Source organism: Streptomyces sp. NPDC047981 (assembly GCF_040653315.1).
Taxonomy (GTDB): domain Bacteria; phylum Actinomycetota; class Actinomycetes; order Streptomycetales; family Streptomycetaceae; genus Streptomyces.
On sequence record NZ_JBEZNQ010000045.1, the window covers coordinates 26,814 to 52,794 of the forward strand.

Sequence of the window (25,981 nt, forward strand, 5' to 3'; positions counted from 1 at the left end):
GCAGGGTTGGGGCCACGGGTCGCCCAGGAGCGAGGTGCTCAGACCTCGGGGCGGAGCATCGGCGGGTTGAGCAGAGTCGCCCCGCCGGCCCTGAACAGCTGTGCGGGACGCCCGCCCTGACGGGTCGTGGTGCCGCCCGCCGGAACCAGGAAGCCGGGCGTACCGGTCACCTTGCGATGGAAGTTGCGCGGGTCGAGCGAGACGCCCCACACGGCCTCGTACACGCGGCGGAGCTCACCGACGGTGAACTCCGGCGGGCAGAAGGCTGTCGCCAGCGAGGAGTACTCGATCTTCGAGCGGGCGCGCTCCACGCCGTCACCGAGGATCCGCGCGTGATCGAAGGCGAGCGGCTCGGCCTGCCCGTCGTCCACAGATCCGTCCTTGCCGAGCAGCTCCTCCACCGGGGCCCAGCGCGCGCTGTTCGCGTCGCCGCCCGCGCGCGGGGCGGGAAGATCCGGGGAGAGCGCCAGGTGCGCGACGCTGACCACCCGCATCCGGGGGTCGCGCTCCGGGTCGCCGTAGGTGGCCAGCTGCTCCAGGTGGGCGCCGTTGGCCGGCATGGGCGCCGGGGCGCCGGGGTCGTGGACACAGAGGCCGGTCTCCTCCACCAGCTCCCGCGCCGCGGCGGCGCCCAGGTCCTCGTCGGCCCGGACGAATCCGCCGGGCAGGGCCCACCTGCCCTGGAACGGCGGCTCTCCCCGCCGTACCACCAGGGCGCACAGGGCATGGCGCCGCACGGTGAGCACGACCAGATCGACAGTGACGGCGAAGGGCGGAAAGGCCGACGGGTCGTAGGGAGGCATGCCGTGATCATAGTCGTCTTCCTGACGATAAACACGCCCCTCCCGCGCATCGCCGTCGACTTCTTCTCGCTCCCCCGGGACCACGCCGGTGCTGTGGGGCGGCATCAGGTCAGCCCCCCAGCTGGAGGCCCTCGGAGGCCTCCTCGACCATGCCGAGGCCCAGCCGGCTCACTCTCGCGGCGAAGGGCTCCCCGGCCACCCGTAGGCCTGACAGCCGTACGGCTCCGAGTGGAGCCGACCGTACGGGGTGCAGGGCGACGGTCCCTCCGAGGGCGTCCGGACGGATCCCCACGAGGGCCGTCACGAGGTGGACCGCGCCGGCCGCCGCGACCGCCGCCGGCCGGCAGGCCGTCGGATGGGGAACGGGCATCGCCCCGGTCGTCCGCACACCGCCGCCGTACATCTCGGGCAGCCGGTAGCCGAACGCCTCCGCCGCGTCGACCGCGCCCTTCAGCAGGGAACCCGCCTCTCGCTCGTACCCCGCTGCAGCAAGACCCGCGACGGCCACCGCCGTCTCGTGGACCCGCACGGCTCCGGCCCGGTGCCCGAGGGGATTGTGGCCGGGCTCCTTGGCCCCCAGGCTCCGCAGCCCCCAGCCGGAGTCGAGCGCGGGCGTGCCGAGCAGCCGGGCCAGCTGCTCGGTGGCGGCCTTGTCCAGCAGACCCGGAGCGAACCGGCCACCGCCCAGGAGTCCGGTGTCGAGGAGGTGCGCCGCCCAGCCGCCCAGCTGGGTCCACGGCCGGCCGCCCGGCACCAAGGCCGCGGCGGGCCTGCCGCCGGACCTGTCGTCGAGCCAGAACGCCGCCCGGAACCGCTCGCGCAGGACACGAGCCCACTCCCGCCAGTCATCACCCCCGGGGCGGCCGCAGCCGTCGAGCAGGTCGGCGCCCAGCACGGCGGCGCGGTGGGCGTGTGCCTGGGTCTCGGCCCGCCACGGCCCGGCGGGCCCCGGGTCCGGCACGAAGCCGTGCGGGTCGGCCGCGGCGCGGAGCCATTGAAGGCATCGTTCCGCCGCGGGGAGGAGCTCCATGAGGTCCTGCTCGGGCAGCCCCCACCGCCTCGCCTCGGCGAGGACCGCGGGAAAGGCGAGCGTGGCCTCGATGCCCGTGCAACGCGGGGGGAGGAAGGGGCCCGCGTCCCTGAGCGGGCCCTGGATACGGCCACTCCCCTGCCCGGGCCCGTCGAGCAGGCCGCGGGCCAGGGTGCGGAGTGTGGTGACGGCGAGCCGGGTGCCGAGCGGGAGGGCCATCCTCGCCGCCCAGAGCGCCTCGGCGGTGGCGGGTCCGCAGCGCCAGGGCACTCCGGCGGCGAGGTGTACGTCGCTCGAGTGCAGTGGGTCTCGTTGCAGGAGCGCCCGCAGGTCGTCGACGGCCACCCGCAGCAGTTCGCCGATCCGGGGGTCGTCGCCCTCGGCGCGCGCTTCCGCGAGGACGACCCCGCTGGGTCGTCCCGTCCCGACGCCGACTGCTCCCGAGGGGCGGGGCGCACGGTCCGCCCGCACCCTGAGCTCGATGGTCCGGGTGGCTCCGGGAGCCAGGTCGATCTCCCAGCGGAGGAGTCCCGCAGCGGCGAGCGCGTCCGTCGGCGGTGGGTCGGCGCTGACGGAGGCGTACCGTCCGTCCCCCGCTGTCCAGCGCATCCCCGTGCCGTGAACGCTCGCGGCGATCTCGGGTCCCGGACGCCCCGCCGCCACGGCGCCCAGGTCCGCGAGATCCGTGCCCAGAGCGATTTCCACCGGGAGCCTGAGGGGTCGTCCGGCGGAGCTGCGCAGAGTGATCCGCTCGGTCCCGTCGGCGTCGCGTGAGCGCTCGACCGTGAGACCGGGGTCGGGTCCGATGTCTCCTGCCGTACGGACGGCCGCGAGGAAGACCACGCGGTCCGCCGAGGCCTGGCGCCCCTGCAGCGCGAGTGGTTCGCGGCCTGCCACTCGCAGCACGGAGCGGGCGAGGAGACGGCGTCCCGAGACGTAGACGCCTTCGAGGCCGTTACCGGTGAGCTGGCCGTGGTCGGGAGAGATCGCGAGGGCGGGCAGGGCCACGCAGAGGAGCGCGTGGTGCACCGAGGGCGGCTCCCCCGGTCGGGCCACGGCAGGAGGCGTCGGACCGGCGGACGGTGCCTGTCCGGCGGCCGGGAGTCCGGGGGCTGGGGCGGGACGGGAGGCCATGGGTGGTGTGCGGTGCTCTCTGTGCGATCCGTACTGCCGGGTAAGGGTCGGCGGCACGGGTCGTCGGGCTCCGCCACAGAGGTGAACGCCGCCGTGGGCGGCCTGGTCACGGGCGTCATCGTCCGCTCCTCGTCCCGCGCTGCCCGCCGCGCGGTCCGCCCGGCCGGGTCGCGGCAGCCCGTGCTTGCCGGCCGGAGCCCTTGCCGGGTCGCGTCCCCGCGCTCGGCGCCCCCTTCCTCGGGGCCCTCCCGGCCTTCACCGCTTTCCCCGCCTTCACGGGGCGGAGCGCGGCGGGCTGCTCCGGAGCCGCCGTCCTCGACCCACGCTCCTGCCGCAGGCAACTGCGCAGGGATTCGGGGTCGAGGCCCTCGTTGCAGGCCTGGTGCAGCAGACGAGCGAAGACGTAGTCGGGGTCGGCGGCCAGAGCGAGCCCGAGGGCGACACGCGCGGCCGGCTCGTCCCCGGTCGACCAGGCCACCCAGCCGGCGAGCGTGAGCGGGGCGGCGGCGTGCTCGCCGAACGGCGCGACGCAGCGCCGGGCCAGCACGCGCCACAGCCGCAGGGCCGACGCGCCCTCACTGCCCTCCATCCACTCGGCGGCCTGGTCCCGCGTCTCCCGGTCCTGGAGCCCCAGGATCAGCGCGGCGGCCTCGTCGGCGTCGATCGCCGCGTCGTCGGCCGCGTCCTGTTCCGCCGTCGCAGGGCCACGCCCGTCGGTCGGCAGGGGTGTCGCGGCCGGAGCGTCCAAGCGCCGGAGGACTTCGCGGGCGAGGCCGAGCGTCGTCTTCCTGACGTCGGCGCGGCCCGCTCCCGGCGGACCGTCGAAGATCTTGGGGACGATCACAGCGGCGGCCTCGTTGAGGGCTTTGCGCTGCCGTTCGTCCTCCGCCGAGGGCGAGATACGGGGTGTGAGCCGGGCCTCCATGTCCCGCAGGGATCCCCGGACCTGGATACCGGCGTAGGCGGCGGAGGCGGCCATGACCGACGTGCCGGTCAGGGCCAGGGGTGTCCCGTCGGGCGGGCAGCAGCGGATGTCGGGGCAGCAGTAGGAGAAGTACAGCCCGTCGGAGATGCAGAGCGCTTCGTGGACGGGAATGTCGAGCGCACCGCAGGCGGTGCGCAGGCGCTGGGCGAACGGGCTCAGCCGCTCCATCACATGACGGCCCGTCTCACCGGGCGCGGGGTCCTGGCAGAGGAAGACGACGATGCCGTCCGGCCGGGTGCCGCGCCGGACGCAGCCGTCGACGAGGCACTCGGCGAGGTGTTCCGCCGTCGACGGCCATTCGTTCGCGGACCGCGGGATGCCGAGCCTGACCCGGCCGCCGAACCGTCCGTGCTCGCCGTGGAGGGCGACGAGGACGACGGAGTCGGTCGGGTGGAAGCCGAGCATGAACGGGAGCGCGTCGGCCAGTTCAGCGGGGCCGCGCAGCGTGATCTGCTGACTTTCGGGCGTTCCACGGAATTCGTGCGGGTTCGTGTTCATGGTCACGACGGTCTCGCGCCGACCGCCGACTCCGAAAGCCCTGTGGATAACTCCCCTGACGGACCGTCCGCTGGTTGTCCACAGCTCCGGCTGCGCGGTGGCGCGATGTCCGAGGCATCGGCTTGCATAGGGGCATGACAGGTGACGGAGTGCCCGCACTCACCCCGAAGCCGCGAGAACCAGCGGAAGGACAGGCCCGCTGCCGGCGCGGCGGAGCTGCCGGGTCGCGACGGCGAGAGTCCAGCCGGAGTCGGTGCAGTCGTCCACCAGCAGGACGGGGCCGGCGGCTTCCGCCACGGCGGCGGCCAGCTCGTCCGAGACCGTGAAGGCACCGAACAGGCCCTTGAGGCGCTGCGCGGAGTTGCTCCGGCGTGCCGCTTCAGCGCCGTGCGCTCCGGTGTACGTCAAGCTGCCGAGGTAAGGGAGGCGACCGATGGACGCGATCCCTTGCGCGAGGGATCCGACGAGCTGCGGTCGGCGCAGCGACGGTACGGCGACCACGCCCACCGGCCGGGCCGTGGCGTCCGCGACGTTCGGCGCCCACCCGCCCGGAGAGCGTGCCCAGTCGGCGAGGACGGCCACCGCCGCCTTCAGGACGTCGTCGGGGACCGAACCGTCCGGTGCGTTCTCGGCCAGCAGGGGGCGCAGCCGGTTGCCCCAGCCGATGTCCGAGAGCCGGCCGAGGGCGCGCCCGGTGGAGCCCTGCTCACCAGCGGGGATGCGCCCCTTGAGATCGATACCCAGGGCCGGCATGCCGGTCGGCCACATCCGGCGCGGCTCGACCTCCACACCCGGACGGTCCAGCTCGCGTGCGGCGCCCGTCAGCGCCTCGGACGAGACGGACGAGCCGATCCAGGCACCCGCGCAGTTGTCGCACCGGCCGCACGGCTCCGCGCCCTCGTCGTCCAGCTGGCGGCGGAGGAACTCCATCCGGCACTGCGTCGTGCTCACGTAGTCCCGCATGGCCTGCTGCTCGGCCTTGCGCTGCCGCGCCACCCACGCGTACCGCTCCGTGTCGTACGCCCACGGCTGCCCCGTGCTCTCCCAGCCGCCCTTCACCCGCTTCACGGCCCCGTCCACGTCGAGGACCTTGAGCATCGTCTCCAGCCGGGTGCGCCGCAGATCGACCGCCGCCTCCAGCGCCGGCACGGACAGCGGCCGTCCCGCGTCCGCGAGGGCCGTGAGCGTCTGACGCACCTGGGCCTCGGGCGGGAACGCGGTGTCGGCGAAGTAGCGCCAGATCGCCTCGTCCTCCTTGCCCGGCAGCATCAGCACCTCCGCGTGCTCCACGCCGCGCCCGGCACGGCCCACCTGCTGGTAGTAGGCGATCGGCGAGGAGGGCGAGCCGAGGTGGATGACGAAACCGAGATCGGGCTTGTCGAAGCCCATGCCCAGCGCCGAGGTCGCCACCAGCGCCTTCACACGGTTCTGCTGCAGATCGGCCTCGGCCTGCAGCCGGTCGGCGTTCTCCGTGCGGCCCGTGTAGGAGTCCACCGTGAAGCCGCGCTGCCGCAGAAAGGCCGTGGCTTCCTCGGCCGCGGCCACGGTCAGGGTGTAGATGATCCCGGAACCCGGCAGCTCGTCGAGGTGCTCGGCGAGCCAGGCCAGGCGATGGGCGGCGTCCGGCAACGGGACGACTCCGAGCCGCAGGCTCTCCCGCTCCAGCGTGCCACGCAGCACCAGGGCCTCACCGGCGCCCGTACCCAGCTGCTCGGCCACGTCGGCGGTGACCCGCGCGTTGGCCGTCGCCGTGGTGGCCAGTACCGGCACTCCCGGGGAGAGCTCGCCGAGCATGGCCCGAAGCCGGCGGTAGTCCGGGCGGAAGTCGTGTCCCCAGTCGGAGATGCAGTGCGCCTCGTCGACGACCAGCAGACCGGTCGTGGCGGCGAGCTTCGGCAGCACCTGCTCGCGGAAGTCGACGGAGTTGAGCCGCTCCGGACTCACGAGGAGGACATCGGTCTCGCCCCGCTCCACCTCCCCGTAGATGGCGTCCCACTCCTCCGGGTTGGCCGAGTTGATGGTGTGCGCCCGGATCCCCGCCCGCTCCGCCGCCTCGACCTGGTTGCGCATCAGCGCGAGCAGCGGCGAGATGATCACCGTCGGACCGGCCCCGCGGCGGCGCAGCAGGGCGGTGGCGACGAAGTACACCGCCGACTTGCCCCAGCCCGTGCGCTGCACCACCAGCGCACGGCGACGCTCCTCCACCAGGGCCGCCACCGCCTGCCACTGGTCCTCCCGCAGCCGAGCGGAGCCTCGGGGAGCGCCCACCAGCTCGGCGAGGATGATGTCGGCTTCGGCACGGAGTTCCAGGTTGTCCATGACTCCATGCAACCGGATGGCACCGACAATCGGCCAATTCACCCAGAGCGACACCTCGCCCGCGAACAGTTCTCGGCCCGTACGTCAGCGAGGCCTCACCGGCGCGTTCCGCCTGATGTCTGACGTCCGGAGGTGAAACGGCGAGTGAACAGTGGGTGTCGGGGCAGGGATATGAGTGGCATACCGCCCCATTCCAGTCAGCGGCGTCAATTGCTCGTTGCCGCTCGCGCACGGGCCAGCAAGAATTGGGAACCCGCCCGGCATGGCCCCGTACGCGGTCCGGAAGGACTGTGCCGTGGTGCGCCCTCACTCGACCCTGCCCGCCCAGCGGGCGCGTATCCGAAGGGAGGACCGTGACCTTCGGATTCGCTCCGTCCGCAGCCAGTTCGATCACCTCGTCGACCGAGTCCGCCAGCCGCCTCGCTCGGATGCTGGAGCCGGCGGAGTGGGCGGCGGCCGAGATCCCGCTGCTCCGCAACCCCCGTGAGGTCGTCAGCGGCCTGCACAGCCGCCACCGTCCGACACCGGCGACGGCGGTCGTCGCCGTGCTCGACCACGAGGAACGGCTCGCCGCCAGCGCCTCGTTCACCCGCCGTCCGGTACCGGCGGACGGCTGGGAGTTCCGCAACGTGCTCCTCGCCCATCTGCGCCGCGTCATCCCGCACGACCTGCGCCGCCGGACACCCGTACGGACAGCGGTGCTGCTCTACTGCCGAGACGGCGACGAGCGGTGGACGGAGGAGGACGGCGCCTGGATGTGGGGCCTGCGGGACGCCTGCACGCTCCACGGGCTGCGCTGTGGCGCGTACATCACCCTGACGCGCACCGGCTGGCAGGTACAGGGCGAAGGGCGTGGCGGCCGGTACCCCGGCTCGGGTTCGCGCCCCGCGCCGCTCGGCGATGTCACGTCCGAGATCGGTCTTCTGACTCCCCGTACGGCCGGAGGTGCGGCCGAACCGCTGCGCAGGACTGCGGCCCGCTGAGGCGGACCACTGCGACCACCTCGAGCGCTCCGACCGTTGCGGCCGCTCCGAGGCGGAGCACACCGGCCGCCGGGGCGTGGCCGCGGCCCGGCCGCCCCGAAGGGCAGCCGGGTCGGGACCACGGGAAGCGGTCCCGAGCAGACGTCAGACGCCCGCGCCGAGCACGGCGTTGATGCGCTGCGGGTCGCCGCAGACGATGAGCAGCGCGCTCGCGCGCCCCATCGCCAGGGGCAGCGCCTTGGCGACTGCCTCCTCGGTTCCGCCGTTGAGCGCCACCACGACCACGGGCCGGGCGGCTGCCCGCTCCACGGCGTCGGCGTCGGCGAAGAACACGTCGTCGCCGGCGTCCTGCTGGGCCCAGTAGGCGGTCTCCCCGAAGGACAGCTCGTGCGCTGCCCACGGGTGCTGCTCGCCGGTGGTGAGAACAAGGACGTCGCCGGGGGCGCGGCCGGTCTCGAGGAGCAGATCGACGGCCTCTTCGGCGGCGTCGATCGCGCCGTCGACCGGGGCCGGGATCAGCTGGATCTGCGGGCCGCTCCGCTGCTCGGAACGATTCTCTGGGCGAGCCGACGGCGACTGCGCGGCCGCGGCGTGCGGGCGGGGCACCGGCGGTCCGGGCCTGGCCGGTCCGGGGCCGGGACGCCCGGGACGCGGCGAGGCCGCGGAACGCGGACCGGGTACGGGACGGGGGGTCGGCGCGGGGTGGCCTGCGGCCGTGCCGCGGGGACCCTGGGCACTCTCGTGAATCTGAGGCTCCTCGGGGATGAGAGGCATGGGTGGATGTCTATCAAACGCCGGTGCGCGGGGCTCCGGCGGGTGGGCACAATCGTGCGACCCGGCTGTCGGCCGTAGCCTGCCGGGAAGTTCAGAAATCGAAGCCGAGCTGGCCCCCGCTCTCCAGTGCGACCGCCTCGGCGGAGATGCGGACCTTCTTGAGATGCCGCCACTGGGGCAGCGCGTCGAGATACGACCAGGAAAGCCGGTGGAAGGGCGTCGGTCCGCGTTCTTCCAGGGCGGCCTTGTGGACCGGCGAGGGGTAGCCGGCGTTGGCGCCGAAGCCGTACCCCGCGCACCCCTCCGACTCGCCCTCCAGCTCGGCCATCATCGCGTCACGCCGGACCTTGGCGATGACCGAGGCCGCGGCCACGGCGATACAGGACTGGTCGCCCTTGATCACCGTGCGAACCTTCCAGGGGCTGCCGAGGTAGTCGTGCTTCCCGTCGAGTATCACCGCGTCGGGGCGGACGGGCAGGCCCTCCAGCGCGCGCACGGCGGCCAGCCGCAGGGCGGCGGTCATGCCCAGCTCGTCGATCTCCTCGGGGGAGGCATGGCCGAGGGCGTAGGAAGTGACCCACTTCTCGAGTTCCGCGGCCAGGGCGGTACGACGCTTGGGCGTGATCAGTTTGGAGTCGGTCAGGCCCTCGGGGGGCCGACGCAGACCGGTCACGGCCGCGCAGACCGTGACGGGACCGGCCCATGCCCCGCGTCCGACCTCGTCTACCCCTGCGACGATCTTGGCGCCGGTGGTGGCTCGGAGCGAGCGCTCGACGGTGTGAGTAGGTGGTTCATAGGGCATGGCGCCAGACAGGTTACGCCGGTGGACCCCGCCCGCGATACCCGGATTCCCCTCCGATGTCCGAACGGGCCATCCGAAGCCGGTCTGAGACGGCTTGATCTGATCGATCACGGGGGACGGGAACGCAGGCACCCCGGCCCCCTGCCGCCCGAAAGCGGGGCAGGAACCGGGGTGCGCGGCACAGCGCCGAGGTGCGGGTGTCGTCCGTCCGGAAGGCTCCGAACGTCAGGGGGCGCCGTACGGGTCGCCGGTCCCCTCGCCTCTTTCGTAGGGGTCGTAGTCGTCCGCTCCGGTCAACGCTCCGCACTCGGCCGGGGTCCGCTCGATGCCCCGCTCCGCAAGGAGCGTGCGTGCCCTCGCCTCCGACCAGCTGGTGGCGTACCAGCCTCCGTCGTCGTCCCGCAGCCGCGCCTCGATGTCCAGGAGGGCGCAGGAGCGCTGTGGCTCGGGGAGCCGGTCGAGGGCGGGTACGGCGTCCGCCGACAGTCCGGCGAGGTAGGAAATGTCGATCTTCTCGGAGCTGCTGAACCGCTCGACGTTCCGCTCGGCGACCAAGGCGTCGGGAGAGGCCAGGCCGAAGGCGAGAACACCCGCGGCCGCGCTGACGGCCACGGCACGGGGCAGCAGCCGGGCGCCGAAGATCCCCGCCGCCATGATCAGCAGGATGACCAGACCCAGCCAGATCTCCATGGCGGTCACGGAGATGCGCAGCCGCGTGAGCCCGTACGCGTCCACGTACAGATCCATTCTGCGCAGTGCCGAGGCGACCACGACCAGCGTCAGGACGCACAGGGTGCCGAGGACGGCTCGGACGAGCGTGCGGTCGCGCGCGTCCGCCCGCGGTGCCCAGCGCAGGGCGAGACCGATCACCACGAGGGTGAGCAGGGTGGCCATCAGAAGCTGCCAGAAGCCCTGACGGGCGTACTCGGAGTAGGTCAGGTCGGTCTCTTCGAGGACCTTGTCGTACCCGCCGAAGAGGACCGCGAGTTGGACCGCGTTGAAGGCGGCGAAGAGCAGGTTGAGCACGATGAGCGGAAGAGCCCACTCCAGTCGTGCGCGGGCGCGGCCCGGGCGGATCGTCAGCCTGTCCCAGCGCAGTGGCGCGGCGGCGGTACGGGCGAGGGCGACGGCGCCGAAGAGGCCGAGCAGGAAGAGGGAGAGCCGCCAGGGCGCCTGCTCCAGCGAGATGTCGGGCATCAGGGAACCGAGCAGGTCCGCGAAGGCCGCGTCGGCGCCGGCGAACAGCGCGCCGAAGACCACGAGCAGGGCGACGGCCGCTCCGACGGTCCGCACGACGGGGCCCCACCGTCCTCGGGAGCCCTCCGCCCGGTCCCGTACACCGCGCCAGATCCAGCCGGTTCCGGAGCCGAGGGAGTCGAACAGACCGAGCGGCGCGAGGAGAACACTCGGCCAGCCCCGGCCGCCGTGCAGGGCGAGTGCCGTCACGCCGAGGGCGGTGACGATCGCGAGGAAGGTCGGCCACCCGGCGTCGCGCAGGGCCGGTACGGCGAGGAGTGCGCCGCCGCCGATCGCCCAGACCAGTGTCCAGGGGCGGAGCCGACGGCCTGCCGCCCGCGCGGCGAAGGCTGCGGCGAGGACCGCGGGGGCGGCCACGATCATCAGGTTCAGGCCGATTCCCTCGCCCAGGAGCAGGGCGCTCAGCACGGCGGTGGCCAGGACGGCGCAGAGCGTCGCGGCGGTGACCTGGGCAGGCGCGGCGGGGCGCAGCCGGGTGAGCCAGTTGTCGCCCGGGGGCGCGGGCGGCGCCCAGGGATGCGGAGGCCGGCCACCCGGCCACGCCGTGGCCGCCATGGCCCGCTGGTGCGGCGGCGGGTACGCCCCGGGCGGTACGGGACCGGTGGCCATATACCCGACAGGACCAGGCGGCACGGGCGCAACGTGGCCAGGGGGCACGGGCGCAATGTGGCCAGGAGGCACAGGCGCTACGTGGCCAGGAGGCACAGTCGCTACGTGGCCAGGGGGAACGGGCGGCGCGGAGCCGGTCGCTACGGGTGGCGCGGAGCCGACGGGCAGGGCCGGACCGGTTTCCGGCCCCGGCCCGGGCCCGGACGGCGTCTGTGCCTTCGGCTCGGCAGCGAGCCCCGCCGTGGAGCCGGCAGCGGTCGCCTCGGGCGCGGGCTCGCTGATGGGCTGAGCTCCGTCCTTCGGCGGTGGATCGGACGGTATCTCGTTCACGGGACCCCCTCCCGACCCGGCTCGCATCCAGTGCCTCGATGGCGGAGGGCTGCGGTCCGGGTGTCGCGTCGACGCGCTCTCGTCATGATCAGCGCTGCGGAGTGGCCGACTCTAACGGCGCTCCGGCCGTTCGGACCCGGCCGAGCGACGCTGTGTCAGGACCGTGACACTCGTCGGCCGGTTTCGGGGGTACAGCGCGCACCGTTCCGGACTGCGGGAAGGGGTCGGTTCAGGGGCGGGCGGCGGACGGCACCCAGTCCGGCAGCTCTTCCGTGCGCTCCAGCCAGGACGCGGGCGGCGCACCGGCCACGCCGGAGGCCACGACACCGCCGGCGATCGCGCAGGTGGTGTCGACGTCACCGCCGACCTGGGCGGTCGTCCAGAACACCTGCTCGTAGTCACCGAGGGCGCGGGCAGCCGACCAGAGCGCGAACGGCACGGTGTCGTGGGCGCTGGTGCGGCGCCCACTGCCCAGGACCGCCGCGACCGTTCCGGCGTCGCCGTAGTCGAGCATGTCGCGGGCCCGGCGCAGCCCCGCCCCGACCGCGCTGCGCGGGACGAGGGCGATCACTCCGTCCAAGAGGTCCGTGGGCGTGGGCGGGCCCGCCGGATCCGCGGCGAGTGCCGCCGCCGCGGCCACGGCCATGGCGCCGACGACGGCCTCACGGTGCTGGTGCGTGGTGTACGCCGAGATCTCGGCCTGGTGGGTCGCCTGCTCCGGGTCGTCCGCGTACCAGGCGCCGAGCGGCGCGATCCGCATCGCCGCACCGTTGCCCCACGAGCCCTGTCCGTTGAAGAGCGCGGCGGCGAGCTCACGCCAGTCGCCGCCCTCCCTGATGAGCCGGAGCATTCTGTTGACGGCCGGGCCGTAGCCCCGGTCGAAGTCGTGGCGCTCGGCCAACGACTGCGCGAGCGCGTCCTGGTCGATCCGCCCGTGCCGGACGAGCACGGCCAGGACGGAGCCGGCCATCTCGGTGTCGTCGGTCCACTGCCAGGTGCCCTCGGGCAGCTCGCGTCGTTTGAGCAGCGGATAGTTGACGGGAACGAAGAACTGGGAGCCCAGGGCGTCTCCCACGGCCAGTCCTCGAAGGCTGGCCAGGGCGCGTTCGAAGCGCCGGTCGAGAGTGGAGTCAGCGGTCATCGCTTCACCACTCTATCCGGTGTGGCCGTACGGTTCCGGAGTACGCCAGTGCTCGAACGGCCGGTCCAGGACGTACCTGCCGTCCGCGCCGAGCAGCAGTGTCCGGGTCTCGCCGTTGCCCGGGTTGGAGAGCGACTCGAACTCGGCGACGCTCCAGTGGAACCACCGCATGCAGAACAGCCGCATGGTCAGCCCGTGGGTCACCAGCAGGACGTTCGGCGGATGGTCGGGCGCCTCGAAGCTGCGGTACAGGCTCTCCAGGAACGCCCCGACCCTGTCGTACACGTCGGCCCCCGACTCGCCCTGTGCGAAGCGGTAGAAGAAGTGCCCGTACGCGTCCCGGTACGCCTTCTGCAGGCGTACGTCCTCCCTGTCCTGCCAGTTCCCCCAGTCCTGCTCCCGCAGGCGCGGCTCCTCCCGCACCCGGACCCGCTCGGGGTCGAGCCGGAATTCCCGCAACGTCTCGTGCGTGCGGCGGTACGGGGAGACGTACACGCTGACCTGCTCCTCCCCGAAGAGGTCCCGCAGCCGCTCCCCTGTCTCCCTGGCCTGCCGCAGCCCGGTCTCGGTGAGCCTGAGCGCGTGATCGGGCTCGCGCTCGTACACCGTGTCGTCGGCGTTGCCTTCGGACTCTCCGTGCCGTACGAGGACGATGCGTCGCGGTCGTGCCATGCCACGACCCTAGATCGCCCCGTGCGCGCGGGCTCAGTCGGGTAGGCGCCCGGCGTCCATCCGGCGTATGCGGCCGGTGAAGCGCCGGCGCAGCTGTCGGTCGTGGGAGACCACGACCAGGGCTCCGTCCCACTGGTCGAGGGCCGCCTCCAACTCCTCGACGAGACCGAGGGCCAGATGGTTGGCGGGTTCGTCGAGCAGCAACAGGTCGACCGGCCTGGCCAGCAGGCGGGCGAGCGCGAGCCTGCGGCGCTGCCCGGCGGAGAGGCTGCCGACGGGCACCTGGAGGTCGCTCGGCCGGAACATTCCGTACGACAGGAGGAGTTCGGCCTGCTCGTCCTCGGTGAGTGCCAGTCCCCGGCCGAAGGCGGCAAGGAGTCGCTCCGCGGGGCGGTGTGCGGGTATCTCCTGGGCGAGGAAGCCGATCCGTCCACGGCGGCGGACCTCCCCCGTGTCCGGTTCGGTCAGCCCGGCCATGACACGGAGCAGCGTGGACTTGCCCGCGCCGTTGTCTCCGTGGATGAGGAGCTTCTCCCCCGCTGCGACCGTCAGCCGGTCGACGGCCAGCCGGTCCGCTACGCGCACTCCGGCCAGGCTCACCAGCTCGCCTTCCGCACCCCCGGCGACGGGTCGCGCGGCGAAGGCGAGCGGCAGGGGCGGCTTGGCGACCGGGTCTGCCCGGAGCCGGCGCAGTCGCTCCTGGGCGTTGCGGACACGACCGGAGACGGAGGCCTGGACGCGGCCGCCCGCGCGGTCGTACGCCATCTTGTTGTTGTCCTTGATCGAGCGCCCCATCGCGACTCCGTGCGCGGTGGTCGTGGCGTAGGCCTCCAGCCGGGAGGTCTCTTCGCGCCAGTCCTCGTGCGCCTGCTCCCAGCGGCGGCGGGCGGCGGCCTGCTCGGCCCGGAAGCCCGCGTAGCCGTCGCCGTACCGGACGATCGTGCGGCGGTCGGCGTCGACCTCCAGGACGGAGGTGGCGACCCGCTCCAGGAAGACCCGGTCGTGGGAGACGGCCACGACCGTGCCCCGGTGCGCGAGCAAGGCCTCCTCCAGCCAGTCCAGGGCCCGTTCGTCGAGGTGGTTGGTCGGTTCGTCCAGCAGCAGCACCTCGGGCGCGGCGGCGACCGCGCAGGCGATGCCGAGCCGGGCCTGTTCGCCGCCGGACAGGCTGCCGAGCGTGCGCTCACGCTCCACTGACGCGAGTCCGAGTCCGTGCATGGCCTTGTCCACACGGGCGTCCGCTTCGTATCCGCCGCGCAGTTCGTAGGCCGTGAGCAGCTCTCCGTACGCGTCCAGCTCCGCCGCTCCGGCCGTGGCCAGCGTGGCCTCGCTCGACCGCAACCGCCGCGCCATGTCTCTGAGCTCGGCCAGCGAGTCGTCGATCGCGTCGGCCACGGTGTGGTCGGCCGACAGGCTCGGGGTCTGCGCGAGCACGCCCGTGCCGCCTTCGGTGAAGGTCACCGCCTCCCCCTCGTCGGGGGCGTCGAGTCCGGCGAGCAGGCGGAGCAGGGTGGACTTTCCCGCCCCGTTCTCACCCACGATCCCGATGCGCTCACCGGGGCGCACGGTGAGCGAGATCCGGTCGAGCAGCAGCCGGTCACCACGGGAAACGGTCACGTCATGGAGAGAGATCTGTGTAGGCAAGGGCGCCTCCAAGGGGGGTCGGGCCGGCAGGACCACCGCTAAATGCAACCGCAGTGGCGTTACGAAGACTATGACAGACTCGACCGACTAACGCAACGGGAGTAGCAATTGAACAACTCGATGGAAGACGACCAGCCGCCACCGCCCGGCAGCCGCCGCCCCGGCGGCCGTACCGCACGCACCCGAGCCGCCGTGCGCGACGCCGTTCTCACGGGCCTGGCCGAGCAGGGCTACCCGGCCCTGACCGTGGAGTACGTGGCCGAGCACTCCGGCGTCCACAAGACGACGCTCTACCGGCGCTGGGGCAGCCTCGAAGGGCTCGTCGCGGACGCGCTGGACCTGGCCGGCGAGGACGCCTGGACCGCTCCGGACACCGGCAGTCTGGACGGCGACCTGCGGGCACTGGCCCGTGAGGTGGTCGACTCGTTCTCCGACCCCGCGCTCTCGGCGGCGCCGACCGCCTTCGTCGGAGCGGCCTTCCAGTCGGAGCGCGCCGCGGAGGCGCTGCGCGCCTTCTACACCGAGCGCTTCAGCCGCTGCGAGGCGGTCGTCGACCGGGCCCTCGCGCGGGGCGAGGCGCCCGAAGGCACCGACGCGGGCGCGGTCGTGCGCGCCGTCTCCGCCCCCCTGTTCCTGCGCCTGTTCGTCACGCGCGAGCCGCTCGACACCGAGCTGGCCGACCAGTCGGCCCGTGCGACGCTGGCCGCGGTCGCGGCCGGGGCGTTCGTACCTCCGTCGGTCCTCCCGGGCAGCGGAGCCGAGCCCGACAAGGGGTGATCAGACCGTCCAGGACGGCTCGAGCTGCACCACGTCCCCGCTCAGCGCCGCGACGTCGGCCTCCGTCTGGGCCCGCAGCCCGAGCCGCTCGATGCGCTCCACGCGGTACTTGCCGTGCTCCGCGGCGGACTTCCACATCGAGAGCACCACGAACTCGTTGCCCGGCGCCTCGCCGAACACCCCCCGGAGCATCCCGGGAGAACCGGCCATCGCCGGGTTCCACACCTTCTCCTGCATCAGCGCGAAGTGCTCGACCCGGTCCTCGTGGACCCGGCAGTGCGCCACCCGCGCCACGTCGGCATCCGTGAACCTGGGCTCGAAGCCGGTCTTCACGTCGAAGCGGTGGTCGAAGAGTTTGACCTGGAGGTCCTTGAACGAACCCGACTGCGCGGCCGCGAGCCGGTCGTGCGATCGCGCCATGAACGAGTCGTAGAAGGCGCGGCTCTCCCAGAACGAGAAGACATGGGCGACACCGGGCCGTGCCCGGCTCCATCCTCCGCCCTGGCCCCGGAATCCCGGCTCACCCAGCAGCCCCGCCCATTTCCGCTGCCCCCGTTCGAACCCGCGACGGTCCACCACGGTGCAGCGAATCCACTTGACCAGCACGGCGCCATGGTACGGGGCATTCACCCTCCGCCACCCGGTTCTCGCGGTGAGTGCGCATGACACCATGAACAACCGGTCGGAGACCATGGGCAGTTGACCGGGCCCGCGGTACCAGTCGTACGCAGAGAGGGAATTCACGGTGAGCGGACTCAACAAGGGGGTCGGCAAGGTCGAGGTGACGCTCAAGTGGGACCCCAGTCCGATCGGCGCCTCGGCGCACGATCTGGACATCATCGCCGGGGTCTACACGGCGGACGATCCGTACGGTGCGCCCGCCTACCTGGTGCACTTCGACAGCCGCTCCCCCGACGGCACGATCACACTGAGCAGGGACAGCCGTACCGGCCAGGGCTTCGGTTACGACGAGGCCATGACCCTGGAGCTCAACCGGCTCGCGCCGCACTACGCGCGCGTGGTGGTGGGAGTGGCCATACAGCAGGGTTCCGGAAGGCTGACGTTCGGCGATGTCGTCAACACCGGAGTACGGGTCGCCGAGGGCTACACGGAGCTCGCCGTCCACGGCTTCGAGGACGTCGCCGGAGCCACGGCGGCGACGGTCGTGGAGTTCACACGCGACGGATCCGAGGGCTGGTCCTACCGCTCCGCGCTCCGCGGGTTCGACACGGACCCGCGGGCCTTCACCGCGGTGATGGGCGCCAAGAACGCCTGAACGAGAAAGGGGACCGGCCCCAGGCCGGTCCCCTTCTCAGTCACCGCTCAGCCGACGGCTCAGCTGCAGCCGCTCGTCGAGCCGCAGCCCTCGCAGATGTAGCAGGAGCCCGCCCGCTGCATCTTCGTGCCGCACGAGAAGCAGAGCGGGGCGTCCGCGCTGATCCCCAGCTGCATCTCGACGAGTTCCGCCGAGGTGTGCGCCTGCTTCGGGGCCGGCACCTCCACCTTCGGCGGGGTCGAGACGGCCTTCAGGGTCTCCGTCTGGCGCGGGGCGGACTGGGCCAGGCCCTCGACGTCCACCTCGTCGTCGGCGGGCTCGTAGGAGCCCGTCTCCAGGTGCCGCTGACGCTCCTCGGCCGAGTGGATGCCGAGCGCGGAGCGGGTCTCGAAGGGCAGGAAGTCCAGCGCCAGGCGGCGGAAGATGTAGTCGACGATCGACTGCGCCATCCGCACGTCCGGGTCGTCCGTCATGCCGGCCGGCTCGAAGCGCATGTTGGTGAACTTCGAGACGTACGTCTCGAGCGGAACGCCGTACTGCAGACCGACGGAGACGGCGATGGAGAAGGCGTCCATCATGCCGGCGAGCGTCGAACCCTGCTTCGACATCTTCAGGAACACCTCACCGAGACCGTCGTCCGGGTAGGAGTTGGCGGTCATGTAGCCCTCGGCGCCACCGACGGTGAACGAGGTGGTGATCCCCGGGCGGCCCTTGGGCAGCCGCTTGCGGACCGGGCGGTACTCCACGACCTTCTCGACGGCCTCGCGGATCGTCGCCTCGGACTTCGCGGTGACCTCGGCCTTCTCCGCCTCCTTCTTCTTGGCGGAGAGGGGCTGGCCGACCTTGCAGTTGTCGCGGTAGATCGCGAGCGCCTTGACGCCCATCTTCCAGGCCTCGAAGTAGACCTCCTCGACGTCCTCGACCGTGGCCGTCTCCGGCAGGTTCACGGTCTTGGAGAGGGCGCCGGAGATCCACGGCTGGATGGCCGCCATCATGCGGACGTGGCCCATCGCGGAGATGGAACGCTCGCCCATGGCGCAGTCGAAGACCTCGTAGTGCTCGGTCTTCAGACCGGGGGCGTCGATCACGTTCCCGTTCTCGGCGATGTGGGCGACGATCGCCTCGATCTGCTCCTCCTGGTAACCCAGGCGGCGCAGGGCCTGCGGGACCGTGCCGTTCACGATCTGCATCGAGCCGCCGCCGACCAGCTTCTTGAACTTGACCAGGGCGAGGTCGGGCTCGAGACCGGTGGTGTCGCAGGACATCGCGAGGCCGATGGTGCCGGTCGGGGCGATGACCGACGCCTGGGCGTTGCGGAAGCCGTTCTTGGCGCCGAGGCGGAGCACGTCCTGCCAGGCCTCCGTGGCGGCGGCCCAGATCGGCGAGTCGAGGTCGTCCATGCGGACGGCCGAGGTGTTGGCGTCGGCGTGCTGCTTCATGACGCGCTGGTGCGGCTCGGCGTTGCGGGCGTAGCCGTCGTACGCGCCGACGACCGCGGCGAGCTCGGCCGAGCGCTTGTACGAGGTTCCGGTCATCAGCGAGGTGATGGCACCGGCAAGGGCGCGGCCGCCGTCGGAGTCGTACGCGTGGCCGGTGGCCATGAGCAGGGCGCCGAGGTTGGCGTAGCCGATGCCCAGCTGGCGGAAGGCGCGGGTGTTCTCACCGATCTTCTGGGTGGGGAAGTCGGCGAAGCAGATGGAGATGTCCATCGCGGTGATGACGAGCTCGACGACCTTGGCGAAACGCTCGACGTCGAACGACTGGTTGCCCTTGCCGTCGTCCTTGAGGAACTTCATCAGGTTCAGCGAGGCGAGGTTGCAGGACGTGTTGTCCAGGTGCATGTACTCGCTGCACGGGTTCGAGCCGTTGATCCGGCCGGACTCGGGGCAGGTGTGCCAGCGGTTGATGGTGTCGTCGTACTGGATGCCCGGGTCGGCACAGGCCCACGCGGCCTCGGCCATCTTGCGGAACAGCGACTTGGCGTCGACCTCCTCGATGACCTCACCGGTCATGCGGGCACGCAGGCCGAACTTCCCGCCGTTCTCGACGGCCTTCATGAACTCGTCGTTCACACGGACCGAGTTGTTGGCGTTCTGGTACTGGACGGACGTGATGTCGTCGCCGCCCAGGTCCATGTCGAAGCCCGCGTCACGGAGGGCGCGGATCTTCTCCTCCTCCTTGACCTTGGTCTCGATGAAGTCTTCGATGTCGGGGTGGTCGACGTCGAGAATGACCATCTTGGCCGCGCGGCGGGTGGCGCCACCCGACTTGATCGTTCCTGCGGAGGCGTCGGCGCCCCGCATGAAGGAGACCGGGCCGGAGGCGTTGCCGCCGGAGGAGAGGAGCTCCTTGGAGGAGCGGATGCGGGAGAGGTTCAGGCCGGCGCCGGAGCCGCCCTTGAAGATCATGCCCTCTTCCTTGTACCAGTCGAGGATCGACTCCATGGAGTCGTCGACGGCCAGGATGAAGCAGGCGGAGACCTGCTGGGGCTGCGGCGTACCGACGTTGAACCACACCGGGGAGTTGAAGCTGAAGATCTGGTGCAGGAGGGCGTAGGCCAGCTCGTGCTCGAAGATCTCCGCGTCGGCGGGCGAGGCGAAGTAGCCGTACTCCTCGCCGGCCTTCGTGTAGGTCTTCACGATCCGGTCGATGAGCTGCTTGAGACCGGTCTCGCGCTGCGGGGTGCCGACGGCCCCGCGGAAGTACTTGCTGGTGACGATGTTGACCGCGTTCACCGACCAGAAGTCGGGGAACTCGACGCCACGCTGCTCGAAGTTGACCGAGCCGTCGCGCCAGTTGGTCATGACGACGTCACGACGCTCCCAGACCACCTCGTCGTACGGATGCACGCCCGGGGTGGTGTGGATGCGCTCGATGCGCAGGCCCTTGGTCGCCTTGGCTCCCTTGGCGCGGGAACCTCGTGCCGGACCGCTCGCCGTCTCTGTCATGCCGCCTCCCATATACGGGCAAAACACCCTTAAGTGCCCAGATAATCCCAGGGCACTGTCTTCTTTGTCTGCTGCCGCGAGCGCCGCTCGGAGCGCTCGTGACACGTCTTTTCGGCCGCGACGCGGCCGGTCGCGACCGGGCTCTCGGCCCGGTCGGCCGGTCAGTCGGCGGCGGTGGCGGGAACGGGGACCCCGGGGGTCGCTCCGCTCTCGCCGTCCTCTGCGGATGGCCGTCGATCGCGGAGTTCCGCGACGGCGGCCTCGAAGTCGTCGAGGCTGTCGAAAGCCTTGTAGACGGATGCGAAGCGCAGGTACGCGACGAGGTCGAGCTCCTGCAGCGGGCCGAGGATGGCCAGACCCACGTCATGGGTGGTCAGCTCGGCGCTCCCGGTGGCGCGCACCGCCTCCTCGACCCGCTGGCCGAGCTTGGCGAGGGCGTCCTCGGTCACGGGCCGCCCCTGGCACGCCTTGCGCACGCCGGAGATGACCTTGGTGCGGCTGAAGGGTTCGGTCACGCCCGAGCGCTTCACCACCATGAGCGAGCACGTCTCGACCGTCGTGAAACGACGGGAGCAGTCGGGGCACTGGCGGCGGCGTCGGATCGACGTCCCGTCGTCGGTGGTGCGACTGTCGACGACGCGGCTGTCGGGGTGCCTGCAGAAGGGGCAGTGCATGGTGTTCCGACCCTCCCTCATGGCACGACTGTATGGCCTCGCCAGGCCCGTCAAGGCCCTCGAAGCGACCACCAGCATAGGCGATGCGGGCACCCGCGACAGACCGGGGACCACTACTTCTGGGTGGCTGATGCAATCCAACCACTAGATCTGGTGTTGGGCGCGTTTCCGGCACTTCGCGCGTGTCGCGCGAGGACGGACGCCCGACCGGCCACGAGGGTACGGGAAGCGCGCGGCGCCGCCGATCCGGGCCCACGGGATGCGAGACTGGAACAGCACCCCCACCCGCGTCCGGCCCGGCACGGAACGGTACCGTAATGACCGAATTGCCACCGGCGCCTGGACCCGCATATACACCCAGCCGCGTACACACGTAAGGCAATCTGCGTTTTTTCACTCGAACGTGTGTTTGGCGCAACCTTTCGAAAGCCACTACCGTTGTGCCAGCCAGGGAGACCATTCGAGAGGGGCCGCCGACGTGACCACCACCGCAGACAGTGCCACCATCACTGCCCAGGACCGCTCCCAGGGCCGACTCGAGGCGGTGCATGCCATGAATGACGCAGCCATGAACGGGGATGGGGAGCCGGGCCGGCCTGCGCGCTCGTTGCCCGGACGACCTCCTGGCATCAGGGCCGACAGCTCCGGCCTCACCGACCGGCAGCGCCGGGTGATCGAGGTCATCCGGGACTCGGTCCAGCGGCGTGGCTACCCGCCGTCGATGCGCGAGATCGGGCAGGCGGTGGGCCTCTCCAGCACGTCCTCCGTGGCGCACCAGCTGATGGCGCTGGAGCGCAAGGGCTTCCTGCGCCGAGACCCGCACCGCCCCCGGGCGTACGAGGTACGTGGGTCCGACCAGCCGAGCACCCAGCCGACGGACACCTCCGGCAAGCCCGCCGCGTCGTACGTGCCCCTCGTCGGCCGGATCGCCGCAGGTGGCCCGATCCTCGCCGAGGAGTCGGTCGAGGACGTCTTCCCGCTCCCCCGGCAGCTGGTGGGTGACGGCGAGCTCTTCGTCCTGAAGGTGGTCGGCGACTCGATGATCGAGGCTGCGATCTGCGACGGGGACTGGGTCACCGTCCGCCGCCAGCCGGTCGCGGAGAACGGGGACATCGTCGCCGCCATGCTCGACGGCGAAGCCACGGTCAAGCGCTTCAAGCGCGAGGACGGCCACGTCTGGCTGCTGCCGCACAACGCGGCGTACCAGCCGATCCCTGGTGACGAGGCCACCATCCTCGGCAAGGTCGTCGCGGTTCTGCGGCGGGTGTGACACCACCTCGCCGGCTCTGACCGGGCCCCGGGACCCACTGCGCCGGTCCCGGGGCCCTGCTCTGTCCCCTCCCGGGTCCTGCCGTTCCACACGGCGGGACCCGGTCCGTGTCTCCGGCCGTCTCGCCTGCCCTCAGACTCCTGCTGCCTTCGACGCCGCATCGATCGCGGACAGCGACTTCCTCACCTGGTTACGGTCCGTCGTGTACCAGAAGTCGGGCAGCGAAGCCTTCAGATAGCTGCCGTAACGGGCCGTGGCGAGCCTCGGATCGAGCACGGCGACCACGCCGCGGTCTCCGGTGGCCCGCACGAGCCGCCCAGCACCCTGGGCCATCAGCAGGGCCGCGTGCGTGGCGGCCACGGCCATGAAGCCGTTGCCCCCCGCGTCCTCCACCGCCTTCTGGCGGGCGCTCATCAGCGGATCGTCGGGGCGCGGGAAGGGGATCTTGTCCATGACGACCAGCTGGCAGCTGGCCCCCGGGACATCCACTCCCTGCCAGAGGGAGAGCGTGCCGAAGAGGCACGTCTGCGGATCGGCGGAGAAGTTCTTGATCAGCTCACCGAGGGTGTCCTCGCCCTGGAGGAGGATCGGGAACTCCGGGATCCGGGTGCGCAGCTCCTCGGCGGCGAGCTGGGCCGCCCGCATCGACGAGAACAGGCCGAGCGTCCGGCCGCCCGCCGCCTGCATCAGCTCGGTCAGCTCGTCGAGCATGTCCGTCCGGTCGCCGTCGCGCGCGGGGCGGGCCAGGTGCTTGGCGACGTACAGGATCCCCTGCTTGGGGTAGTCGAACGGCGAGCCGACGTCGATGCCCTTCCACTCCGGGATGTCGTCGCCCTTGGTGCCCTCGGGAGCAAGACCCAGGGAGGCGCCGACCCCGTTGAAGTCACCGCCCAGCTTCAGAGTGGCCGAGGTGAGGACCACGGAACGGTCGGCGAAGAGCTTCTCCCGGAGCAGCCCCGACACGGAGAGCGGGGCGACCCTGAGGGAGGCGCCGAAACGGTCGTGGCGTTCGTACCAGACGACGTCCCATTCGGAGCCCAGGGTGATGCGCTCGGCGACGGCGTGGACGCTCTCCACGGAGGCGAGGGCCTGCTTGCGCACGGCGTCCTCGTCCTGGACGGACTTGTCCCGGGTGGTACCGAGCGCCGAGATCACCGTGCGCGCGGCGTCCCGCAGGGCCATCAGCGCGTACCCGAGGTCTTCGGGGATCTCCTCCAGCCGGCCGGGCAGGGCCAGCTCCATGAGCCGCTCGAAACCCTCGGCGGCGGTCTGGAGCTGGTCGGCGACCTTCTCGTCGACGAGCTTGGCCGCCCGGCGGACGGCGCGGTTGACCTGGCCGGGGGTGAGCTCGCCGGTGGCGACCCCGGTGACCCGGGAGACCAGCTCATGGGCTTCGTCCACGATCAGCACCTCGTGCTGCGGCAGCACCGGAGCGCCCTCGATCGCGTCGATGGCGAGCAGAGCGTGGTTGGTGACGACGACCTCCGCCAGCTTCGCCCGCTCCCGTGCGGCCTCGGCGAAGCACTCTGCGCCGTACGCGCACTTGGACGCGCCCAGGCACTCACGGGAGGAGACCGACACCTGGGCCCAGGCACGGTCCGAGACACCGGGGGTCAGATCGTCCCGGTCGCCCGTCTCCGTCTCGTCCGACCAGTCGCGGAGCCGCATCAGGTCCTGGCCCAGCTTGCTGGTCGGGGCTGCCGCCTCGAAGGGATCGAAGAGGCCCTCCTCCTCGTCCTGGGGCACGCCTTCGTGGAGGCGGTGGAGGCAGAGGTAGTTCGATCGTCCCTTGAGCATCGCGAACTCCGGACGGCGGCGCAGCTGCGGGTGCAGGGCCTCGACCGTGCGCGGAAGATCGCGCTCGACCAGCTGGCGCTGGAGCGCCAGTGTGGCCGTGGCGACCACCACGCGCTCACCGTGCGCAAGCGCCGGCACCAGGTAGCCGAGGGACTTTCCGGTGCCGGTGCCGGCCTGGACCAGCAGGTGGGAGCTGTCGTCGATGGCCTCGGCAACGGCTTCGGCCATGGTGACCTGGCCGGGCCGCTCCACGCCGCCGACGGCGGAGACGGCGGCGTGCAGGAGATCGGGGAGGGATGGCTTCGTCATAGCGCGTCCACCCTACGGCGCGGCACTGACAGTCGGATCACGCGAGCGGATTCGGCACCGTTCCGTGGACGGCGGCGTGCGGTCGCTGGGGGCGGTCGCGGTAGCCGTCCAGATGCAGGCGGTTCCGGTTGAGACAGAGACGCTCGATCCGGGGCACGAGGAGATCGAAGAGTTCGAACCGTTCCTTCAGTTCCGGGAACCGTGCCTGGTGCCGCACGATCTCGGCCCGGACGAGAGCCCAGAAATCGGCCTCCGGTACGGCGAGTTGCTCCTCGCAGAGCGGCGCCAGGTAGCGGAAGACGCCGACGAACAGCCCTGAATGGATGAACTGCGTGAGGAAGTCGGGTTCCTCGGTCAGCAGCACCGCCCGGACGTCGTCGGGCATGGCGTCGTGCTCGGGCAGCGGGTGGGCGCTGATGTTGACGTCGTCGACGAAGTCCTTGATCGCCAGGCGTACGGGCACATCGTGGTCGTCGAAGACGACGACGGCGTTCTCGCCGTGCGGGGAGAAAACGGTTCCGTACTGGTAGAGGAAGTGCAGCAGCGGCGGGAGCAGCGCGGCGAAGAGCCGCTGCAGCCACGCTGTGGGGGCGAGGCCGGACCGCTCGACGAGTTCGGCGACGAAGGCGCGGCCGTTCGGGTCCGTGTGCAGCAGGGCGGCCAGGGTCCGGGCGCGTTCGCCGGGTGGCAGCCTGAGAGGTTCGCGCCAGATCGTGCCGAGGAGTTCCTTGTACTGGTACGGGACCTCGGGGAGCCGGTCGTAGAGGGGGTGCTCGACGCTGACGGAGGCGACTTCGCCGAGCAGGATCACCCCGCACTCGTCGCGGAGGAAGGGGTCGGCGTCGCGGAGCCCGTGGACCCAGGCGGTGACGGCGGGGGCGGCGAGGGTCCGCTCCGTGGGGAGCCCGCGCCACACGAGGGTGTTCAGCACGGAGAGCGGCAGCTTCACGGTGTGCCGGTCGGGCCTGCTCGTGTTGAGGAACGTACGGATGGACTGCTGCGGCAGGCGCAGGTCCCCGTCGGCGGGCAGCGGGACGATCGCGCCGGCCGCGACGGCGGGGGCGTAGAGCGGCAGGATGATCTCGTCCCACTGCCAGGGGTGGACCGGCAGGAGAAGGTACCGGTCGGGGTCGAGGCCTCGGGCGCGCAGGGTGGCGCGGTAGGTCTCGCGGACGTCGGGGTCGAGTTCGCGGTCGTAGAGCCGGTCGGGGGTGTCGAGGCCGGGGACCCCGCGATAGGACGCGAGGTCGGTGCTGACGGCGATCCAGGGCAGGCGCGCGGGGCGGCGGGCTTCGGGGGCCCAGTGGGCGGCGTCGGAGGCGGAGAACCCGATCCGGCCCTTGTTGAGGACGAGCCAGGGGTGACCGGTCTGGTGGCCTTCCAGCTCGGCGTATCCGAGGTCCGCGAGCCGGTCGGCCGTGAGCGCGGTCCGGTCGAGGCGGGCGTCGGCGGCGAGGGTGGTGGTGAGCTCGCGGATCAGGTGGCCGAGGGTGGCGCCGTCGAGGTTCAGGAGGCGGCGTGCGCGGACCAGGAAGTCGAGGGGGTCGGTCAGCGGTCGTCCGTCGAGCAGGAGCGAGTCCTGGGTGATGCGCCAGCTTCCGTAGGCGCCTCGGGCGGCCGTGAAGGTCAGGGCCGAGCCGTCGTCGAGGTGCAGGAGGTAAGGGCTTGCACCTCCGCGGGGGCCGGGGCCGTCGGGGGACCCGGCCTGCGTGGTGCCGACGGAGGCGGTTTCGGCCGAGGCGGTTTCGGATGAGGCGGCGCCGGCCTTCGAGGTCTCATCCGCCGCGGTCTCGGCCAGCGGGACCGGTTCGATGATCTCTTCGTAAGCGAACTCGGCGATGGTCTTGGTGAGCAGACGGGCGGCGGCTCGCTGCCATGCCTCGGGGGTCAGCTCGGGCGGTGCGAGCAGTACGGAGTCATGGGTGGCAGGTGACATCGGCACGAGGACT

Annotated in this window: 19 protein-coding genes; 4 read left to right on the plus strand and 15 right to left on the minus strand. The window is 71.8% G+C overall.

Annotated elements, in window-relative coordinates:
* Positions 1-38: 38 nt before the first annotated feature.
* The 4 genes from AB0E14_RS24915 to AB0E14_RS24930 form a co-directional block, all read right to left on the minus strand.
* Positions 39-803 (minus strand): NUDIX domain-containing protein, encoded by a 765-nt coding sequence (locus AB0E14_RS24915; RefSeq protein WP_362422111.1) that lies wholly within the window; start codon positions 801-803, stop codon positions 39-41.
* 109 nt (positions 804-912) lie between these two features.
* Positions 913-2,967, minus strand: a complete 2,055-nt coding sequence (locus tag AB0E14_RS24920; protein ID WP_362422114.1) for a glycogen debranching N-terminal domain-containing protein — start codon at positions 2,965-2,967, stop codon at positions 913-915.
* Between the two features lie 115 nt (positions 2,968-3,082).
* Positions 3,083-4,450 carry a DUF4192 domain-containing protein gene (locus AB0E14_RS24925; RefSeq protein ID WP_362422117.1) on the minus strand — a complete coding sequence of 456 codons (1,368 nt, stop codon included), beginning with the start codon at positions 4,448-4,450 and terminating at the stop codon, positions 3,083-3,085.
* Between the two features lie 159 nt (positions 4,451-4,609).
* Complete coding sequence (locus tag AB0E14_RS24930) at positions 4,610-6,769, minus strand: RecQ family ATP-dependent DNA helicase (RefSeq protein WP_362422120.1); 2,160 nt, start codon at positions 6,767-6,769, stop codon at positions 4,610-4,612.
* A 353-nt stretch (positions 6,770-7,122) separates the two neighbouring features.
* Here AB0E14_RS24930 and AB0E14_RS24935 point away from each other — a divergent pair, with 353 nt between their 5' ends.
* Positions 7,123-7,752 (plus strand): hypothetical protein, encoded by a 630-nt coding sequence (locus AB0E14_RS24935; RefSeq protein WP_362422123.1) that lies wholly within the window; start codon positions 7,123-7,125, stop codon positions 7,750-7,752.
* Positions 7,753-7,896: 144 nt separating this feature from the next.
* On the opposite strand, the gene AB0E14_RS24940 is transcribed toward AB0E14_RS24935, so the two are convergent.
* The 6 genes from AB0E14_RS24940 to AB0E14_RS24965 all read right to left on the minus strand — a co-directional run bounded on the left by AB0E14_RS24940 (position 7,897) and on the right by AB0E14_RS24965 (position 14,981).
* Positions 7,897-8,526: a hypothetical protein gene (locus tag AB0E14_RS24940; protein ID WP_362422125.1), complete on the minus strand. Its 630-nt coding sequence runs from the start codon at positions 8,524-8,526 to the stop codon at positions 7,897-7,899.
* 91 nt (positions 8,527-8,617) lie between these two features.
* The gene (locus tag AB0E14_RS24945) at positions 8,618-9,328 is read right to left on the minus strand and encodes a ribonuclease HII (protein ID WP_362422128.1); all 711 of its coding nucleotides are present in this window, start codon (positions 9,326-9,328) and stop codon (positions 8,618-8,620) included.
* Positions 9,329-9,553: 225 nt separating this feature from the next.
* Positions 9,554-11,194 carry a DUF4173 domain-containing protein gene (locus AB0E14_RS24950; protein ID WP_362422131.1) on the minus strand — a complete coding sequence of 547 codons (1,641 nt, stop codon included), beginning with the start codon at positions 11,192-11,194 and terminating at the stop codon, positions 9,554-9,556.
* A 559-nt stretch (positions 11,195-11,753) separates the two neighbouring features.
* Positions 11,754-12,665, minus strand: coding sequence for an ADP-ribosylglycohydrolase family protein (locus AB0E14_RS24955; RefSeq protein WP_362422134.1), 912 nt, complete (start codon positions 12,663-12,665; stop codon positions 11,754-11,756).
* Between the two features lie 12 nt (positions 12,666-12,677).
* Positions 12,678-13,337 (minus strand): histidine phosphatase family protein, encoded by a 660-nt coding sequence (locus tag AB0E14_RS24960; protein WP_362422137.1) that lies wholly within the window; start codon positions 13,335-13,337, stop codon positions 12,678-12,680.
* A 33-nt stretch (positions 13,338-13,370) separates the two neighbouring features.
* Positions 13,371-14,981, minus strand: a complete 1,611-nt coding sequence (locus AB0E14_RS24965) for an ABC-F family ATP-binding cassette domain-containing protein (protein ID WP_362422140.1) — start codon at positions 14,979-14,981, stop codon at positions 13,371-13,373.
* 120 nt (positions 14,982-15,101) lie between these two features.
* Between AB0E14_RS24965 and AB0E14_RS24970 the strand changes: the two genes are divergently transcribed.
* Positions 15,102-15,758, plus strand: coding sequence for a TetR/AcrR family transcriptional regulator (locus AB0E14_RS24970; protein WP_362422194.1), 657 nt, complete (start codon positions 15,102-15,104; stop codon positions 15,756-15,758).
* Here AB0E14_RS24970 and AB0E14_RS24975 read toward each other — a convergent pair whose 3' ends face one another.
* Entirely contained in the window at positions 15,759-16,364 is a 606-nt protein-coding gene (locus AB0E14_RS24975; protein WP_362422143.1) for a YdbC family protein, read from the minus strand.
* A 139-nt stretch (positions 16,365-16,503) separates the two neighbouring features.
* Between AB0E14_RS24975 and AB0E14_RS24980 the strand changes: the two genes are divergently transcribed.
* A complete protein-coding gene (locus AB0E14_RS24980; RefSeq protein ID WP_362422146.1) occupies positions 16,504-17,034 on the plus strand; it encodes a TerD family protein in 531 nt (176 codons plus the stop codon).
* Positions 17,035-17,093: 59 nt separating this feature from the next.
* Here AB0E14_RS24980 and AB0E14_RS24985 read toward each other — a convergent pair whose 3' ends face one another.
* Together AB0E14_RS24985 and nrdR are read right to left on the minus strand one after the other, a co-directional pair.
* Positions 17,094-19,982 carry a vitamin B12-dependent ribonucleotide reductase gene (locus AB0E14_RS24985; RefSeq protein ID WP_362422149.1) on the minus strand — a complete coding sequence of 963 codons (2,889 nt, stop codon included), beginning with the start codon at positions 19,980-19,982 and terminating at the stop codon, positions 17,094-17,096.
* A gap of 161 nt (positions 19,983-20,143) precedes the next feature.
* Positions 20,144-20,656, minus strand: a complete 513-nt coding sequence (gene nrdR, locus AB0E14_RS24990) for a transcriptional regulator NrdR (protein WP_362422198.1) — start codon at positions 20,654-20,656, stop codon at positions 20,144-20,146.
* A 478-nt stretch (positions 20,657-21,134) separates the two neighbouring features.
* On the opposite strand from nrdR, the gene lexA reads away from it, so the two are divergent.
* Entirely contained in the window at positions 21,135-21,926 is a 792-nt protein-coding gene (gene lexA / locus AB0E14_RS24995) for a transcriptional repressor LexA (RefSeq protein ID WP_362422152.1), read from the plus strand.
* 132 nt (positions 21,927-22,058) lie between these two features.
* On the opposite strand, the gene AB0E14_RS25000 is transcribed toward lexA, so the two are convergent.
* Together AB0E14_RS25000 and AB0E14_RS25005 are read right to left on the minus strand one after the other, a co-directional pair.
* Positions 22,059-24,032, minus strand: a complete 1,974-nt coding sequence (locus AB0E14_RS25000; protein WP_362422155.1) for an ATP-dependent DNA helicase — start codon at positions 24,030-24,032, stop codon at positions 22,059-22,061.
* A 37-nt stretch (positions 24,033-24,069) separates the two neighbouring features.
* Positions 24,070-25,968, minus strand: coding sequence for an IucA/IucC family siderophore biosynthesis protein (locus AB0E14_RS25005; RefSeq protein ID WP_362422201.1), 1,899 nt, complete (start codon positions 25,966-25,968; stop codon positions 24,070-24,072).
* Between the last annotated feature and the right edge of the window lie 13 nt (positions 25,969-25,981).

Bases quoted from the DNA above. Each gene is read 5' to 3' on its own strand.
- AB0E14_RS24915 (WP_362422111.1), bottom strand. From the start codon at position 803: ATGCCTCCCTACGACCCGTCGGCCTTTCCGCCCTTCGCCGTCACTGTC.
- AB0E14_RS24920 (WP_362422114.1), bottom strand. From the start codon at position 2,967: ATGGCCTCCCGTCCCGCCCCAGCCCCCGGACTCCCGGCCGCCGGACAG.
- AB0E14_RS24925 (WP_362422117.1), bottom strand. From the start codon at position 4,450: ATGAACACGAACCCGCACGAATTCCGTGGAACGCCCGAAAGTCAGCAG.
- AB0E14_RS24930 (WP_362422120.1), bottom strand. From the start codon at position 6,769: ATGGACAACCTGGAACTCCGTGCCGAAGCCGACATCATCCTCGCCGAG.
- AB0E14_RS24940 (WP_362422125.1), bottom strand. From the start codon at position 8,526: ATGCCTCTCATCCCCGAGGAGCCTCAGATTCACGAGAGTGCCCAGGGT.
- AB0E14_RS24945 (WP_362422128.1), bottom strand. From the start codon at position 9,328: ATGCCCTATGAACCACCTACTCACACCGTCGAGCGCTCGCTCCGAGCC.
- AB0E14_RS24950 (WP_362422131.1), bottom strand. From the start codon at position 11,194: ATGGCCACCGGTCCCGTACCGCCCGGGGCGTACCCGCCGCCGCACCAG.
- AB0E14_RS24955 (WP_362422134.1), bottom strand. From the start codon at position 12,665: ATGACCGCTGACTCCACTCTCGACCGGCGCTTCGAACGCGCCCTGGCC.
- AB0E14_RS24960 (WP_362422137.1), bottom strand. From the start codon at position 13,337: ATGGCACGACCGCGACGCATCGTCCTCGTACGGCACGGAGAGTCCGAA.
- AB0E14_RS24970 (WP_362422194.1), top strand. From the start codon at position 15,102: ATGGAAGACGACCAGCCGCCACCGCCCGGCAGCCGCCGCCCCGGCGGC.
- AB0E14_RS24985 (WP_362422149.1), bottom strand. From the start codon at position 19,982: ATGACAGAGACGGCGAGCGGTCCGGCACGAGGTTCCCGCGCCAAGGGA.
- nrdR (WP_362422198.1), bottom strand. From the start codon at position 20,656: ATGCACTGCCCCTTCTGCAGGCACCCCGACAGCCGCGTCGTCGACAGT.
- AB0E14_RS25000 (WP_362422155.1), bottom strand. From the start codon at position 24,032: ATGACGAAGCCATCCCTCCCCGATCTCCTGCACGCCGCCGTCTCCGCC.
- AB0E14_RS25005 (WP_362422201.1), bottom strand. From the start codon at position 25,968: ATGTCACCTGCCACCCATGACTCCGTACTGCTCGCACCGCCCGAGCTG.